The organism is Shewanella halifaxensis HAW-EB4, from assembly GCF_000019185.1.
In the GTDB taxonomy this organism is placed as follows: Bacteria; Pseudomonadota; Gammaproteobacteria; order Enterobacterales; family Shewanellaceae; genus Shewanella; species Shewanella halifaxensis.
Genome location: NC_010334.1, coordinates 1310658 through 1325917, shown reverse-complemented (window position 1 = coordinate 1325917; position 15260 = coordinate 1310658). Strand labels below are relative to the sequence as shown.

Sequence of the window (15260 nt, the reverse complement as noted above, 5' to 3'; positions counted from 1 at the left end):
GCAGCATCAAGACTCTAGGATCACGGTCGCCGTTGCGTAGTGTTTCTCATCGGCTATGGAGAGGTGTGCTCGGCTTCCACCAAGCTGAGCCAAGCGTTCGGCAGCGCCGTCACTAAAGGCCACTAACGGAGCGCCATTGGTGTTATTACTGATCTCAATATGTTGAAATGAAACACCACGGCCTATACCAGTCCCCAACGCTTTGGCTGCAGCTTCTTTAGCGGCAAAGCGTTTAGCCAGATATCGCCCCGGTTGAGATGACGCAACAAAGAGTGCAAATTCGGTTTTGGTTAACACACGCTTTGCTAAGCGACAGCTTAATAGCGCTTCATCGCCTGCTGTAGGAATACGCGCTTCTATTCGCGCAATTTCAACAATATCGGTGCCTAAACCAACGATCATAACACTCCCCTATTTAGCTAAAACCAACCTAATCTCTAACCCTAGTGACTTTAAATTCGAGGCTTTAAGTTCGAGAATTAAATAACTAAACTTAAATAACTAAACTTAAAAACTAAGCTTAAATAACAATGCATAAATAAAAGCCGAGAACGTATGTCTCGGCTATCAGTAATGATGGCGTAAAAGCTTATTCGCCTCTACGGCCTTCTAACATCAATTGCTTCATATCGCGTACGGCAGTCGCTAAACCATCGATAGCGGCACGAGCAATAATCGCATGGCCGATATTAAGCTCATACAGCTCAGGTATCGCCGCAATAGCTTTTACGTTGTGATAGTGCAAACCATGCCCCGCGTTGACGACTAGGCCTTTACCATGAGCGTAAGTTGCCATCTCGGTAATACGTTGCAGCTCCGTCGCCTGTTCGGCGTCGGTTTCTGCGTCGGCGTAACAGCCCGTGTGAATTTCAATCACTGGTGCGCCAACCGCAACGGCGGCATCAATTTGAGCTTTATCGGCATCAATAAATAAAGACACCTTAATACCTTCTTGAGTCAGCCTAGCTACCGCTGCCGCAATTTTATCTTGCTGACCCGCAACATCCAGACCGCCTTCAGTGGTTAGCTCTTCACGCTTCTCAGGTACTAAACACACATAAGCAGGCTTAATATCACAGGCGATATCTAGCATCTCTTCGGTCACCGCCATCTCAAAATTCATACGCGTCTTTAAGGTTTTCGCCAACGTATAGACATCGCGGTCGATAATATGACGACGGTCTTCGCGCAAGTGAATTGTGATCCCCTCAGCGCCAGCATGCTCTGCAACGGCTGCTGCATGAACGGGATCGGGATAATTTGTACCGCGTGCCTGACGCAGAGTCGCAATATGATCGATGTTAACGCCCAATAAGATCCGGCCCATGATAATTCCTTAACAAAATCAGCTGAAATGAAAGAGCATATTGTACTGATAGGGTGGCAGTTTAGCCAGTACATGGAGCAGAACGCTATTGAATTTATCTTAGCTTGCTTCGCGGAATTAAGTCTTGGTTTGCTTAATAAACAAGCTTCTCGAGTGCAGTGGTTTATCGCCAAGTATTGGAGCTAACAACTGACGCATCAATCTTTTGGCTTCACTATAGTGTTCCATCGTTAATGTCTGCTGGTTTAACGCTACTAACATTTCTCCAGAAAAATACTTGTGTCGATTAAACTCTGTCGTTATCACAGGCGTGAAACCATGCGTTTGCTCTAATCGATAACAGCCACTGGCGGTGATTGGAGCATCGCTAGGGTCAAAGTCTAACGATGGCATAGTGCCTAGCTCTCTTAAGAGAGCATGCTCAAAGTACCTAAGCTGACTTTGATCAAATTTCGTAGCCATGGCTATTAAGGTGCGATGATAATCAAAAAATAAGTTCTCAGCATTATGCTGCCCGCTTAAGCAGCGGATCAGGAGTTCATTTAGATAAAGGCCGGAATATAAACAATCACCCGTTAACGGCACCGCAGGACTTGCTGCTTCGGTTTGTTTTAAGGTTTTAAGCTCCGATTTTCCCTGCAACTGAAAAATCAACGGCTGAAAAGGCTGTAAGATACTGCGAATCGAATTTTTAGCGCTACCAAGGCGAGCCACTGCATCGACACGGCCTTTACCGTCAACCAGTAAGTTAACGATTACGCTTGAATCACGAAAATGTCTGCTGTGAAGAACGTAGCCACGCTCCATGATGATCTCATTCCGATTGCAAAATAAACTGAAACAGTGATCAACATCATAAGATCTATTGGCCATTATACCAATCGGTATAAACAACTCGAACAGAGTGAGCCTTAATCTGTTGTCTTGCTATAAAAAAATGCCTCTTCTTATCACTAAAAAGAGGCACTATTTGCTAGATTAACTTCCAAACTAGCTTGATGTTACTCGTCGCCGTAACCTAGGCTACGCAGTGCGCGCTCATCATCGGCCCAACCAGATTTAACCTTCACCCACATCTCTAAGAAAACCTTGTTATCAAACAAAACTTCCATATCAACGCGTGCTGCAGAACTGATCTTCTTGATACGCTCGCCTTTGTTACCAATGACCATGCGCTTTTGCGTTTCACGCTCAACAAGCACCAAGGCATTAATCTGGTAAACACCGTTTTCCATCATCTTAAACTGTTCGATTTCTACCGTACAATCATATGGCAGCTCATCACCTAAAAAGCGCATTAGCTTTTCACGTACAATTTCTGACGCCATAAACTTTTGCGAACGGTCTGTTACATAATCTTCAGGGAAATAATGTTGAGCTTCTGGCACTGATGCAACAGCCATATCTAAAATACGCTGTACGTTAGTTCCCTGTGTTGCTGAAATCGGTAAGATTTCATCAAAAGGAAACTTCTTCGATAACTCTTCAAGATGCGGGAATAACGCTTCTTTATCTTTAATATTATCGACTTTGTTAATCGCTAGAATCGTCTTACGGCCATCATCACGGCTCTGCAGCTTACGCAGTACCATTTCATCATCTGGCGTCCAGTTCATACCATCGACAACAAATATCACCAAGGCAACTTCAGCTAACGAACTCGCCGCTGCGCGGTTCATCAGACGGTTAATCGCACGCTTCTCTTCCATATGAAGACCCGGCGTATCGATAAACACCACCTGACGTGGACCATCGGTATGAATACCCATGATACGGTGACGCGTGGTTTGAGGCTTCTTAGAAGTAATACTGATCTTCTGGCCTAACAACTTATTGAGTAGCGTTGACTTACCCACGTTTGGACGACCAACGATAGCGACCATTCCACAATAAGTCACAGCGTACTTAACCGCTGATGACGGATTGTTCATATTAGCCAGTAATTCGTCTAAGCTTGGCTCGTGGCTTTCAGGTAAATCTTTGTTGTCACTCATTTCTTCATTAACTCCAACACTTGAGCTGCAGCACTTTGTTCGGCTTTTCTGCGTGAACTGGCTACTCCAACAACGGCTTGGCTCAAGTCTTCAACAATACATTCAACGGTGAAAGTCTGCTCATGAGCATCACCTTCAGTATGGACCACTTTGTACACTGGCAGTGGTTTTCTAAACTTCTGCAAATGCTCTTGCAGCAAAGTTTTTGGATCTTTTTGGTTTATAGGCTCAATGACCTTTAAACGCGATTCATACCACTTCAGCACTAATGAGCGACATTTCTCGATTTCTGAATCAAGATAAATCGCACCAATAATGGCCTCGACGGCATCGGCAAGAATCGACTCACGTCTAAACCCGCCACTTTTAAGCTCACCAGGTCCAAGCTTGAGGTAGTCGCCAAGCTTAAACTCTATCGCAATTTCGGCCAGCATCTTACCGCAAACCAGTGTGGCGCGCATACGGCTTAAGTCGCCCTCTGTTGCAGTAGGAAACTGATGGTATAAAGCATCAGAAATGACGATTGAAAGAATCGAATCACCTAAGAACTCTAGTCTCTCGTTATGCTTATTAGACGCGCTACGATGTGTTAACGCTTGGTCTAAAAAGGCTTGTTCGGTAAATTCATAGCCTAATGTACGACACAGGCGAGGAATATTTTTAATCGGTTCCATATTACTCAATTCCGCCTACACGGTTAAAGCGAACCCCTGTTGGGATCCAAGTCGGCAAAAAGTCTGCTGGTGTTCTGTCAAATTCGAAGCTAATCCAAATAGCGACAGCCTTACCCACTAGATTTTCTTCCGGTACAAAGCCCCAGTAGCGACTGTCTTGGCTATTGTCACGATTATCACCCATAGCGAAGTATTGGCCTTCAGGAACAATAAACTCCGTTAGCGGTACATTTTGCTGACGGAAATATTGGCTAATCATATCAGGGCGAGTCGGGTTGATTAAGATGTCATGACTCACATCGCCTAACTGCTCTTTGTAACGGATCAACGGCGTGCCATTTTGAGTGAACTCGCCACGGTTAACTAAGGCTCTATCTACCATCTTCAGCTCTGGGCAAGGGCTTTGTCCCTCTGCACACGCGGGCTGGATATAAAGCTCTTTGTTACGATAAATGATACGGTCACCCGGCAAGCCGATAATGCGCTTGATATAATCGATTTGTGGATTGACCGGATATTTAAATACTGCAACATCACCACGCTCAGGCTTACCCGTTTCTTTTAGGGTTGTGCGCCATACCGGATCTTTAATCCCGTAACTAAACTTCTCAACCAAGATAAAGTCACCAACCAGCAAGGTTGGCATCATTGAGCCCGATGGGATCTGAAACGGTTCGTAAATAAAAGAACGTAAGATCAACACAAACGCGATAACAGGGAAGATAGACTTCGATGTTTCAACTAACGCTGACTCACGCATAATCTTATCAACGCTTTCTTCACTCAAGTCTGCCTGTGCAGCTTGAGCCATTGCCAACTTCTCACGGCGCTTAGGCGCAAAAAATAGTGCATCGGCCATCCACACTAAGCCACTGCTTAATGTAACCAACACCAAAATAAGAGAAAAATAGGCTGCCATTATTAATTAACTCCTGCCAAACATAGTCAGTTTTATGGCGAAAGTGCCATTGTCATTTAAGGTTATACGCCAGTAATGAAAGCGCCGCAAATTGCGGCGCTCAGTCTAGCGATAGATTAACAATGCTTAACGAATTAGTTTAATCGTTAAGCTTCAGTACCGCTAAGAATGCCTCTTGTGGCACTTCAACGTTACCAACCTGCTTCATACGCTTCTTACCTTCTTTCTGCTTGTTCAGTAGTTTCTTCTTACGAGATACGTCACCACCGTAACATTTAGCCGTTACGTCTTTACGCATAGCCTTAATCGATGAACGAGCGATGATCTGGCTACCAACTGCAGCTTGAACCGCAATATCAAACATCTGCCGAGGAATAAGCTCTTTCATCTTATTCACAAGGGCTAGACCTTTAGAGCGGATCAATCCTTTATGAATGATCATCGCTAACGCATCGACTCTGTCACCGTTGATCAAGATATCTAAACGTACCATGTCAGCGGGCTCGAAACGGATAAAGTTATACTCAAGAGAAGCATAACCACGGCTGGTTGACTTTAGACGGTCAAAGAAGTCCATTACCACTTCAGCCATTGGCAGTTCGTATGTCAAAGCCACTTGGTTACCGTGGTAAACGAGGTTTGTTTGTACACCACGCTTTTCAATACACAGGGTAATAACGTTACCTAAGTATTCTTTTGGAACCAAAATATTGGTTTCAACAATCGGCTCACGCATCTCAGCGATATTGTTAATCGCAGGCAGATCCGATGGGTTATCAACGTAGATAGTCTCGCCATTAGTCTGAACGATTTCATACACTACCGTTGGTGCAGTCGTAATCAGCTCTAGGTTGTATTCACGCTCTAGACGCTCTTGAATAATCTCCATGTGGAGCAGACCCAAGAAGCCAATACGGAAACCAAAACCGAGTGCAGATGATGTTTCAGGCTCAAAGAATAATGAAGCGTCATTCAAGCTAAGCTTGTTCAGTGCGTCACGGAAGTTCTCATAATCGTCGGTAGAGATTGGGAATAAGCCTGCATAAACTTGCGGTTTAACTTTCTTAAAGCCCGCAAGCGCTTTTTCTGCACCGTGCTTAGAGTGAGTCAGGGTATCACCTACTGGAGCACCATGGATCTCTTTAATGCCCGCGATAACAAAGCCTACTTCGCCGGTTTTAAGCTCGGTGGTATCGGTTTGCTTAGGCGTAAAAATACCCACGCGATCAGCATTGTAGTTCTGTCCTGTGGACATCACTTTAAACTTGTCCCCCTTCTTTAGTACACCATTTTTAATACGTACTAGAGATACGACGCCTAAGTAGCTATCGAACCAAGAATCGATAATAAGCGCCTGAAGTGGACCTTCTGGGTCACCTTCTGGTGGTGGAATTTGTGCAACGATAACTTCAAGTACGTCTTTAATACCGACACCCGTTTTAGCTGAACATCGAACCGCATCGGTAGCTTCAATACCCACGATATCTTCAATTTCTTCAGCAACACGGTCTGGATCAGCCTGCGGCAGATCGATCTTGTTCAGAACAGGAACTACGTCCATATCCATCTCAAGTGCGGTATAACAGTTTGCTAGTGTTTGTGCTTCAACGCCTTGACCCGCGTCAACCACCAACAATGCACCTTCACAAGCGGCAAGCGAACGTGATACTTCATAAGAGAAGTCAACGTGGCCAGGCGTATCAATGAAGTTTAACTGGTAAGTTTCACCATCATTAGCTAGGTAGTCCAAAGTCACGCTTTGCGCTTTAATCGTAATGCCGCGTTCACGCTCAATATCCATTGAGTCAAGAACTTGCGCAGCCATTTCACGATCGGTTAAGCCACCGCATTCTTGAATAAGGCGATCTGAGAGTGTTGATTTGCCGTGGTCAATATGGGCAATAATTGAAAAGTTTCTAATATGCTTCATTATGCTGGGATGACTTAACTCGAAGTTGATAAAAATTTTAAAGTGCAGAATTGTACCCGATCGCAGCTTTAATACCAATTTTTATAGTGTGATAACTGAGGAAAAAATAACTAATGGCCAGTGTAATGCCTAATTAGCTATCTCGATGGGCTTGCCCAGAGACTTGATGATGACAGGCTGTGCCTGCGCTTCTAATCTCTTGGACGCTTTTTTCCCGGCGGCCCAGAAACAGAAGCTTCCCACTAATGCTCCCGAAATAGATAACAGGTCGGAAGCGCCTCCAAATAAGAAGCCGATTTGATTTGCGCCGAAAGCGCCGATAAACAAACCGATAAGCGGTAAAATATAGACTAAGGTTGCCGCTTTTAGGATCACACTTTCCGGTAACCCCAATTTTAAGCGTTCACCTTTAACAAACTGCTGCTCACTTTGAATTGAAAAACGTTGTACTTTGGGCGAAAACGCTTTTGAAACAGCTGAAGTCCCACAGGAATCACCACTCTCGCAGTGATTACAGGCACTCTTCATTTCAACTTCTACAACGACCCAACCAGAGTTGCCATTGGCGACAACTCTAGCGACTTCTTCCATCATGATAGAACCTTCATCACTGCAACATGATGCTTTTAGCAATACGGCTTAAGGTTTCAGCAGGTACTTTACCAACAGCAACGACCTCGGCATTACCGACTCGCTCCGTCGCTAGAGATAAACCATTACGGGTAACTAACTCTTCAGGTAGTGGTGCTTCCCCCGCTTTAGCGACATAAACAGATATATTGGCTAAACCATCACTGATGGCAATATATTCAACCGCTTCTTTGCTACCAATCAACCTATGTTGATCTTTGACGAGTACTTTAAATCCCGCTGGCAACCAGCTAAATTGCCAATCCTCACCACCTTCTCTGTCAGACTGAGACATCACAGCTGGCCACTCTTGCTTGTAGGCTTCTTTTAAAATCGCAGGAACCTCGTCAAGCACGAGTAATTCAACAACCAATAACTGCTCTAGTAGTTGCTTATCACCACTAATCATATCGAAACGCAGCGGCAAGTAAGTATCCATATCTAACCAAATCTGGTAGCCATAACGGTTGTTATCGTTAGGAATAATACGTACAAGTTGCCCTGGACGACCCGCAATTCGGCTACGTCCCCCTAAGACAAACTGATAACCATCCTCAAGCTTAGAGACGTCATCGGCAAATGCACCAGGAATAACCCCTTGAATACGATTGGAATATACACTGTAAGCAGGTTGATCGTGCTCGATAAAAGTCACAGTATTTCCCACTCGCACAGCATTTTTAGGCGGTCCATTTAGGTGCTCTAAAAAGGCCACTTCTTCATCATTAACTTTACCGTGTATATAAACCAGCGGGCGGATATGATCGGCTTGAAGTTGGATAAGGGAAATTTTAAATTCTTGTTCTCGCAGGGCTTGGCTCATATTTTCTAGCCAAGCTTTGGCGGGCATATCTTCCCGCGCCATCGCGGGAAAACTCATGGCTATAATAGCCAATAGGATTAGACGCAAGCTAACTCCTCATTATTGAGCAACAGGTGTAGTATCGACCTCACTATTGTCGTCGATATTCACTCCATTATTCAATCTTTGTTGCAACATATGATCTTGGATATAGGCATTAATACGGCGACGTTGGTCGACTACCTGATCATTAGTATAACTTTGGTTCTGCTGTACAGCACCAGTTTGTAAGCTAACTGGAGATGCACTACCAATTAATGGACGCGTATTAAGCACTGGCAACGGAGAGTTGTCCATTAATGTATCTTGGTTGTAGTTTTGCACCCCTACAACCGCAACCATGGCGACAGTAGCAGCAATAGCGTATTGGCCAAATTGCTTAAACAGTGGAATAACCTTTCCACCTGATGCGCTATTTGACTCTTTCACTACTATTGTTGGCTGTGGCGCAACAATCGCAGGTTCTTCATCGATAGCCGCCATAATGCTTGCACTGAGATCCAAAGACATCGTCTTCGGTAGCTCACCACGCATCGCATCACCAATCATATGATAATCACGCCACTGCTCATGTGAATCTGCGTCAGCGACTAATTCAGCTAACGTGTGCTCATCAATTTCACCATCGACAGCAGCAGATACCCATTCCTGACCTAACTTATCCATTATTCACCTATCTTTATTTAAGATGCTAACGTTCTAGCAACGGCTTAAGCTTTTTATCGATTGCCTCTCGCGCTCTGAAGATCCGTGATCTTACAGTGCCGACGGGGCAATCCATGACATTGGCAATCTCTTCATAACTCATACCATCGAGCTCTCGTAAAGAAATAGCCATCTTCAATTCTTCTGGCAGTGTGTCTAAGGTGTCGAAAACAACCTTTTGAATTTCTTCTGACAAAACGAGACGCTCTGGGGAGGCAAACTCCTTTAACGCATCACTGCCATCATAATATTCAGCTTCTTCAGCATCGACATCATTCGCCGGGGCACGACGTCCCTGAGCGACCAGATGATTTTTCGCAGTATTCACTGCAATACGGTACAACCAAGTATAAAACGCACTTTCACCACGAAAGTTTGGTAGCGCTCGGTAAGCTTTAATAAAAGCTTCCTGCGAAACATCGGCAACGTCGGCCTGATTTCGTACGTAACGAGATATCAGATTCGCGACCTTGTTTTGATATTTCTGTACCAAAAGGTTAAAAGCGTTTTTGTCTCCACGCTGTACGCGCTCAACTAACTGTTGATCACTTATTTGTCCACTCATCCGAGCCGACTACTCCTAAATCTAATACTGATTTCTCAGCCGCTCGAATCATATTCACTTATGTAGACTAGCGCGTTTCAAAAAAGTTCTAAAAAAATTTGCAAAGATGTGATTTTCTTTTATAGAAGCGTTGATTTCTTTATATACACCTATGAAAGTATCCATATTCAGCGCCATGGTTTAACATAGTCGGACTCCCAGATAACTCTATGATACCTGATGAAACAAGTAGTTGAACACCAATCTGACGTTTTGGTTATCGGCAGTGGCGCAGCCGGTCTCACTTTAGCTTTGCATCTTGCTGAAAAATCAAAAGTTATTTTGCTATCCAAAGGGCCTCTCAGTGAAGGCTCAACCTATTACGCCCAAGGCGGTATCGCCTCTGTATTTGACGAAGGTGACACAATTGAGTCGCACGTTGCCGACACTTTAGTTGCCGGAGCCGGCCTTTGTGACGAACCCGTCGTCAAATTTACCGCCGAAAACGCCAAAGCAGCAATGCAATGGTTAATTAATTGTGGCGTGGCCTTCGATAAAGAAGAAGTTCCCGCTGGCAGTAATGTAGAAGCACCTTATCACCTAACCCGTGAAGGCGGCCATAGTCACCGACGCATTCTACATGCCGCTGATGCGACAGGCAAAGAAGTCCAAGTGACTTTACAAGACCAAGCACGCAACCACCCTAATATTCGAGTACTCGAACGCTATAACGCCATCGATCTCATTACCACTCGTAAATTAAGCCTACCGGGAAACCGAGTGCTAGGTGCCTATATATGGAACCGAGATGAAGAGCATGTTGAAACGGTTAAGGCGCGTTTCGTTGCCCTAGCAACAGGCGGCAGCTCTAAGGTTTATCAATATACCTCTAATCCAGATATCGCCTCTGGTGACGGTATTGCTATGGCCTGGCGCTCTGGTTGCCGCGTTGCCAATATGGAATTTAACCAATTCCATCCGACATGCCTATACCATGCCGATGCACGCAACTTTTTGCTTACCGAAGCCCTTCGCGGCGAAGGGGCATTTTTACGTCGCCCAGATAGCTCTCGCTTTATGCCTGACTTTGATGAGCGCGCAGAACTTGCCCCCCGTGACATTGTCGCGCGAGCAATCGACTATGAGATGAAGCGTTTAGGCTCTGACTGTGTCTACCTAGACATTACCCATAAGCCAGCAGACTTTGTTATTAAGCATTTTCCAACAATCTATAAGCGCTGTTTAGAACTGGGCATCGATATCACCAAAGAGCCTATCCCAGTGGTCCCCGCGGCGCATTATACCTGCGGTGGGGTGATGACAGATCTACATGGCCAAACTGATCTTAATGGTTTGTACGCCATTGGCGAGGTCGCATATACAGGCCTTCATGGTGCCAACCGTTTAGCCAGTAACTCACTGCTTGAATGTTTGGTATTTGCTAGAGCTGCGGCTGAAGATATTGAAAGTCAGCTAGGTAAAATCCCAATGCCAGGGACTCTACCTGCTTGGGATGAAAGCCAAGTATCTAATTCAGATGAAGAAGTGGTTATCGCTCATAACTGGCATGAGTTACGCCTGTTTATGTGGGATTACGTCGGAATTGTTCGTTCTGATAAACGGCTTGAGCGCGCGCTACGTCGCTGCGTGATGTTACAGCAGGAAATTCAAGAGTATTACAGCAACTTTAGAGTCAGTAATAACTTGCTAGAGCTACGTAACTTAGTCCAAGTTGCAGAGCTTATTATTCGCTGCGCGATGGAACGTAAAGAAAGCCGAGGCTTACATTACAACATTGATCATCCAAACAAGGATGCATCACCAAAGCCTACTATTCTACAGCCCGATTAGCCCTAGTCGCTAACCATAGTCATTAGCCTTTCACCTCTGGCTGGCTAACTGAAGTAGACGACACAAATGCCGGAAGTTTGTGTCGTCTAGCATATCAGCCCACACCACTAACCTTCTACTTTGCTTCGCTAAGCTAATATCAAACATAACAGCAAAAGGCGTAATGACCGGTTTTCCTATCAGAGCGAAATCCACATTACCCTCAAGTTTACCAACGCCATCGGCTCGTAAAACGAAGCGACAACGCCACTCTTTTAAACGCCAGAGTTGCCAGACAAAAAAAACACAGCAAGTGATGAACAGCAGCCCTTTGAACAAAATATAGAGGGTGTTTTCGGCGTAAGGCCAGATAAAGAAAGAGCTTAAACAAACAAAGGCGATAACGGTCAGCGAAAAACGCTGACCGAAAGAGGAGCAAACATCGAAACTATGCTGCTGGACGTCCACGGACCTTGATAATCATTTCGGCAAACGCCGGGGTTGGGCATACTTCATGGCCCATAAACCAAGCAAATAGTTCAGGGTCTTCACACTCGAGAAGTTTAACAAGCACGATTTTATCTTCTACGGACATCGCCTCATAATGCTCTTCAACAAAAGGCTGAAATAATACATCAAGCTCAAGCATGCCTCTACGGCAAGCCCATTTGACTCTTGATAATTTCATCGGTTCTTGGGTTGATTCAGACAAGGTGCAGACTCCAAACTGTTATCGTTATATTGCAGCTAAGTGTACCAGTTGCCACGCCTTAGTGTCGATAATTGCTACGCACGAATATCTAATCACAACTCAGACTGAGATAGTCGACTAAGATAGCCTTATCAGGAGTATGCTACAACTGCTGCACTTTTAAATCGTTACCAGCGAATAGCTCGGTAAAGTCGGTTTCTAACAGGCTCTTAACTGCCGGGTGCTGGATCATCCGCTCGGCAAACATCACATGATACACCTCTTTAATTTCTGATGTTTCACCAAGTAAGGTCATACCATGGGCTAAAATATCTTGCTTATAAATCGAAGGAGCAACAAAGATCCCCTGCTTGAAAAAACCAAAAGATTTCATCATCGCGGCATCATCAAACTCACCGAGAATACTCACATTCAACCCTTTCTCGTCGAACCAACGCACTAACTGTTGACCAAGAGAGCTACGTCTTCCAGGGATTAGTAACTTGCCTTGCTCTAAACATTCAGGGAACGGCTTCGAATAAGTTTCTGCAGAGAAAAACGCTATACCTGACTCCCCCAATTGCTTTGATAAGATCTCAGGATACTTAAGACTTTCACCTGCACAATCCGAGAGGATCATATCCAGCTTATGTTCACGTAACCTAGTCATCAAGTCTTCGTGAGTCGATTCATAGCAGGCTAAATGCATAGAGCCATCACTCGGCACAACCGAAAGTAAAACTCTACTGGCTAAGGCTTTTGACAAGGCTGCGGCAATGCCTACCTCAAATAAAATGTTCTCATCTTTTTGATAATTCAGCAGATCCAACATTTCATAGCTTAAGCTAAACATCTTATCGGCGTAACGAAATACCAATTCACCGAGCTCAGTAGGTTCTAATGTGCGGCCGACCCGCTTAAATAAGCTGCCTTTCAGGCTAGTTTCTAATACCCGAATTTGACCCGTAACCGTTTGCGGAGTTAAGCATAATGCCTCGGCGGCTTTAGCAACAGAGCCCTTCTTTTGGATCATCCAAAAATAGTAGAGATGATTGTAGTTTAGATTTGCCATAGTTGGGCCACCGTTGTTATAAATAAAAACGAGGCAACTTATTCAGTTACCTCGTTAGCTTTTTTAGGCTTACTTAAGACGTTGACAGTCCATTAAATCAAACATCGCAGTTGTTAAATCATCGCTGTTTTTGATTTCAGCTGCAGAGAATGCCTCAGCTAGCCCAGAAACCAGCGAATCTCGATCGGGTATTCTATCCCGGCAAAATTCACGGTTAGCTTCCTGAAAACGTTTACCACCACGGTATTTAAGCGCCCGAGACTCATAGCCATCTGTCTCTAATCGTTGGCCCACTGCCGCCCCTCTATACATCAAGGCTCCATCAACAACACCTTCGAGATAGTTCTTGCACACAACACTGTCGATATTTTGATTGCAGCTCTCAATCTGACTTGCTGTTGCAACAGAGCTAAACCCAAGACCAATAACTAATGCTAATAATCCTAATCTCATGCTTTCTCTCCTTTCTCAGGTAACACCTTCGACAACCAGAAATAACCTATCGTCGCTGATGCTATTGACCCTAATAAAATACCTAACCGTGCATAATCACCGTACATCTGCCCCTCACCAATAAAGGCAAGCGAAGAGATAAACATAGACATAGTGAAACCGATACCACACATCACAGCAACAGGAGTGATGTGTCTCCAGCCCATGCCATCAGGTAGAACTGCCAGCTTAAGCTTTACGGCAACGAAGCTAAATAGCATGATGCCTAATGGCTTACCCACTAATAGACCGAGTGCAATACCTAGTGGTACAGGCGATAACACTGAACTCAAGCTCATGCCACCCAAGTCAACACCAGCATTGGCGAAGGCAAATATTGGCAAGATAATGAAGGTACTCCAAGGGTGAAGACCATGCTCTAAACTCTCAGATGGTGAGGAGCCATCTTTAGCTCTAAGCGGAATACAGAACGCAATAATTACGCCGGCCAATGTGGCATGTACCCCAGACTTCAGTACCGCGATCCACAGAATAAGACCGAGTACACCATATGGCCCTAGAGCGGTGACACCTTTGCGGTTTAATCCTACTAGACCTAGAATCGCCACTGCAGCCACAATTAAGCTAATGGTCGACAGATCTGTACTGTAGAACAGTGCAATGATGACAACAACACCAAGGTCATCGATAATCGCCAGTGCCAATAGGAACACCTTCAATGCTACAGGTACGCGGCTACCAAGTAGCGCCATAATACCTAAAGCAAACGCGATATCGGTCGCAGCTGGAATCGCCCAGCCCACTTGGGTAATGGGATCAGAGTAGTTAAAAATAAGGTATACAGCAGCAGGGAAAACCATACCGCCGATCGCCGCAAATGTAGGCAAAGATGCCTGAGCACGGCTAGATAATGCACCTTCAAGCAACTCTCGCTTCACTTCCAAGCCGATAAGCATGAAGAAGATTGCCATCAAGCCATCATTGATCCAGTGAATAAGTGTCTTATCGATATCTAGGCTACCAACACGCACTTGCATTTCTGTGTCCAGAAAGCCTTGGTACATACCCGATAAAGGTGAGTTTGCTAATAACATTGCAAGCACGACGGAAATCATCAATAAGATGCCGCCCGCCGATTCCTGGCTTAGAAAATTCCTAATTGCCCGTTCCATTTTTACGCTCCATAAAATCTCAATACCGCGAGTGTAACTGAATACGATTAACCTGAATAATCGTTTGCATCAGCCATAAACATCGGGATATCCGAAGTATCAAGTCTAGTCCTAAGGAAAGTAAATATCAAACATCAACAGAATAATCACGTTTTAAAAACTCACAACAACAATTAGTTGCTATAGATCACACTTTTTTAGCAAATAAAACGGTGATCTATATCGAAAGTCTAGTTTTCCCTAAAAATGAGAGCCTAAATTAGCCACAGGTAAGGACTCGAAAAAATCGAAGTTTCGTTCGTTTTTCCAGCAAGCATTAACTGACGCCATGCTGAAAATAGATTTATGTCACCAAAGTAGCCGGAGTTTTATAACTGATAAATTCAGGACATTAAATAGAGGAAGGTTATACCAACCAGTATAAAGATTTGGTCGCTCAGCGAGAGTTTAGCGGTTC

General features: G+C 44.6%; 17 protein-coding genes. 1 reads left to right on the top strand and 16 read right to left on the bottom strand.

Translation table 11 applies throughout. The features are described from left to right. Positions 1–6 precede the first annotated feature (6 nt). The 11 genes from acpS to rpoE all read right to left on the bottom strand — a co-directional run bounded on the left by acpS (position 7) and on the right by rpoE (position 9606). The gene (acpS, locus tag SHAL_RS05520) at positions 7–402 is read right to left on the bottom strand and encodes a holo-ACP synthase (protein WP_012276202.1); all 396 of its coding nucleotides are present in this window, start codon (positions 400–402) and stop codon (positions 7–9) included. A 187-nt stretch (positions 403–589) separates the two neighbouring features. Then, positions 590–1327: a pyridoxine 5'-phosphate synthase gene (gene pdxJ / locus SHAL_RS05515; RefSeq protein ID WP_012276201.1), complete on the bottom strand. Its 738-nt coding sequence runs from the start codon at positions 1325–1327 to the stop codon at positions 590–592. 117 nt (positions 1328–1444) lie between these two features. Beyond that, positions 1445–2134 (bottom strand): DNA repair protein RecO, encoded by a 690-nt coding sequence (recO, locus tag SHAL_RS05510; RefSeq protein WP_041415858.1) that lies wholly within the window; start codon positions 2132–2134, stop codon positions 1445–1447. 194 nt (positions 2135–2328) lie between these two features. After that, a complete protein-coding gene (era, locus tag SHAL_RS05505) occupies positions 2329–3321 on the bottom strand; it encodes a GTPase Era (RefSeq protein ID WP_012276199.1) in 993 nt (330 codons plus the stop codon). Then, positions 3318–3995: a ribonuclease III gene (rnc, locus tag SHAL_RS05500; protein WP_012276198.1), complete on the bottom strand. Its 678-nt coding sequence runs from the start codon at positions 3993–3995 to the stop codon at positions 3318–3320. Before rnc ends, era begins: the two co-directional genes overlap by 4 nt. A gap of 1 nt (position 3996) precedes the next feature. Further along, on the bottom strand, positions 3997–4914 hold the full coding sequence (gene lepB / locus SHAL_RS05495; protein WP_012276197.1) for a signal peptidase I: 918 nt from the start codon (positions 4912–4914) through the stop codon (positions 3997–3999). A 139-nt stretch (positions 4915–5053) separates the two neighbouring features. Then, positions 5054–6844, bottom strand: a complete 1791-nt coding sequence (lepA, locus tag SHAL_RS05490) for a translation elongation factor 4 (RefSeq protein ID WP_012276196.1) — start codon at positions 6842–6844, stop codon at positions 5054–5056. A gap of 129 nt (positions 6845–6973) precedes the next feature. Further along, the gene (locus SHAL_RS05485) at positions 6974–7438 is read right to left on the bottom strand and encodes a SoxR reducing system RseC family protein (protein WP_012276195.1); all 465 of its coding nucleotides are present in this window, start codon (positions 7436–7438) and stop codon (positions 6974–6976) included. Positions 7439–7451: 13 nt separating this feature from the next. Beyond that, positions 7452–8384 (bottom strand): MucB/RseB C-terminal domain-containing protein, encoded by a 933-nt coding sequence (locus SHAL_RS05480; RefSeq protein ID WP_012276194.1) that lies wholly within the window; start codon positions 8382–8384, stop codon positions 7452–7454. 12 nt (positions 8385–8396) lie between these two features. Further along, positions 8397–9002 carry a sigma-E factor negative regulatory protein gene (locus SHAL_RS05475; protein ID WP_012276193.1) on the bottom strand — a complete coding sequence of 202 codons (606 nt, stop codon included), beginning with the start codon at positions 9000–9002 and terminating at the stop codon, positions 8397–8399. Positions 9003–9027: 25 nt separating this feature from the next. Next, positions 9028–9606: an RNA polymerase sigma factor RpoE gene (gene rpoE / locus SHAL_RS05470; protein WP_012154289.1), complete on the bottom strand. Its 579-nt coding sequence runs from the start codon at positions 9604–9606 to the stop codon at positions 9028–9030. Positions 9607–9825: 219 nt separating this feature from the next. Between rpoE and nadB the strand changes: the two genes are divergently transcribed. Next, positions 9826–11436, top strand: a complete 1611-nt coding sequence (gene nadB / locus SHAL_RS05465; protein WP_012276192.1) for an L-aspartate oxidase — start codon at positions 9826–9828, stop codon at positions 11434–11436. 30 nt (positions 11437–11466) lie between these two features. On the opposite strand, the gene SHAL_RS23405 is transcribed toward nadB, so the two are convergent. From SHAL_RS23405 to nhaA, 5 genes are all read right to left on the bottom strand, one after another. Continuing rightward, on the bottom strand, positions 11467–11883 hold the full coding sequence (locus SHAL_RS23405; RefSeq protein ID WP_012276191.1) for a protein YgfX: 417 nt from the start codon (positions 11881–11883) through the stop codon (positions 11467–11469). Continuing rightward, a complete protein-coding gene (locus tag SHAL_RS05455) occupies positions 11864–12103 on the bottom strand; it encodes an FAD assembly factor SdhE (RefSeq protein ID WP_012276190.1) in 240 nt (79 codons plus the stop codon). The genes SHAL_RS23405 and SHAL_RS05455 overlap by 20 nt, the downstream gene beginning before the upstream one ends. A 166-nt stretch (positions 12104–12269) precedes the next feature. After that, the gene (gene nhaR / locus SHAL_RS05450; RefSeq protein WP_012276189.1) at positions 12270–13178 is read right to left on the bottom strand and encodes a transcriptional activator NhaR; all 909 of its coding nucleotides are present in this window, start codon (positions 13176–13178) and stop codon (positions 12270–12272) included. 69 nt (positions 13179–13247) lie between these two features. Further along, on the bottom strand, positions 13248–13631 hold the full coding sequence (locus tag SHAL_RS05445) for a hypothetical protein (RefSeq protein ID WP_012276188.1): 384 nt from the start codon (positions 13629–13631) through the stop codon (positions 13248–13250). Continuing rightward, a complete protein-coding gene (gene nhaA, locus SHAL_RS05440) occupies positions 13628–14803 on the bottom strand; it encodes a Na+/H+ antiporter NhaA (RefSeq protein WP_012276187.1) in 1176 nt (391 codons plus the stop codon). Before nhaA ends, SHAL_RS05445 begins: the two co-directional genes overlap by 4 nt. Positions 14804–15260 lie beyond the last annotated feature (457 nt).

Excerpts from the sequence above, each read along its gene's own strand:
- acpS (WP_012276202.1), bottom strand. The coding sequence starts at position 402 with ATGATCGTTGGTTTAGGCACCGATATTGTTGAAATTGCGCGAATAGAA.
- pdxJ (WP_012276201.1), bottom strand. The coding sequence starts at position 1,327 with ATGGGCCGGATCTTATTGGGCGTTAACATCGATCATATTGCGACTCTG.
- recO (WP_041415858.1), bottom strand. The coding sequence starts at position 2,134 with ATGGAGCGTGGCTACGTTCTTCACAGCAGACATTTTCGTGATTCAAGC.
- era (WP_012276199.1), bottom strand. The coding sequence starts at position 3,321 with ATGAGTGACAACAAAGATTTACCTGAAAGCCACGAGCCAAGCTTAGAC.
- rnc (WP_012276198.1), bottom strand. The coding sequence starts at position 3,995 with ATGGAACCGATTAAAAATATTCCTCGCCTGTGTCGTACATTAGGCTAT.
- lepB (WP_012276197.1), bottom strand. The coding sequence starts at position 4,914 with ATGGCAGCCTATTTTTCTCTTATTTTGGTGTTGGTTACATTAAGCAGT.
- lepA (WP_012276196.1), bottom strand. The coding sequence starts at position 6,844 with ATGAAGCATATTAGAAACTTTTCAATTATTGCCCATATTGACCACGGC.
- SHAL_RS05485 (WP_012276195.1), bottom strand. The coding sequence starts at position 7,438 with ATGATGGAAGAAGTCGCTAGAGTTGTCGCCAATGGCAACTCTGGTTGG.
- SHAL_RS05475 (WP_012276193.1), bottom strand. The coding sequence starts at position 9,002 with ATGGATAAGTTAGGTCAGGAATGGGTATCTGCTGCTGTCGATGGTGAA.
- rpoE (WP_012154289.1), bottom strand. The coding sequence starts at position 9,606 with ATGAGTGGACAAATAAGTGATCAACAGTTAGTTGAGCGCGTACAGCGT.
- nadB (WP_012276192.1), top strand. The coding sequence starts at position 9,826 with ATGAAACAAGTAGTTGAACACCAATCTGACGTTTTGGTTATCGGCAGT.
- SHAL_RS05455 (WP_012276190.1), bottom strand. The coding sequence starts at position 12,103 with ATGAAATTATCAAGAGTCAAATGGGCTTGCCGTAGAGGCATGCTTGAG.
- nhaR (WP_012276189.1), bottom strand. The coding sequence starts at position 13,178 with ATGGCAAATCTAAACTACAATCATCTCTACTATTTTTGGATGATCCAA.
- SHAL_RS05445 (WP_012276188.1), bottom strand. The coding sequence starts at position 13,631 with ATGAGATTAGGATTATTAGCATTAGTTATTGGTCTTGGGTTTAGCTCT.
- nhaA (WP_012276187.1), bottom strand. The coding sequence starts at position 14,803 with ATGGAACGGGCAATTAGGAATTTTCTAAGCCAGGAATCGGCGGGCGGC.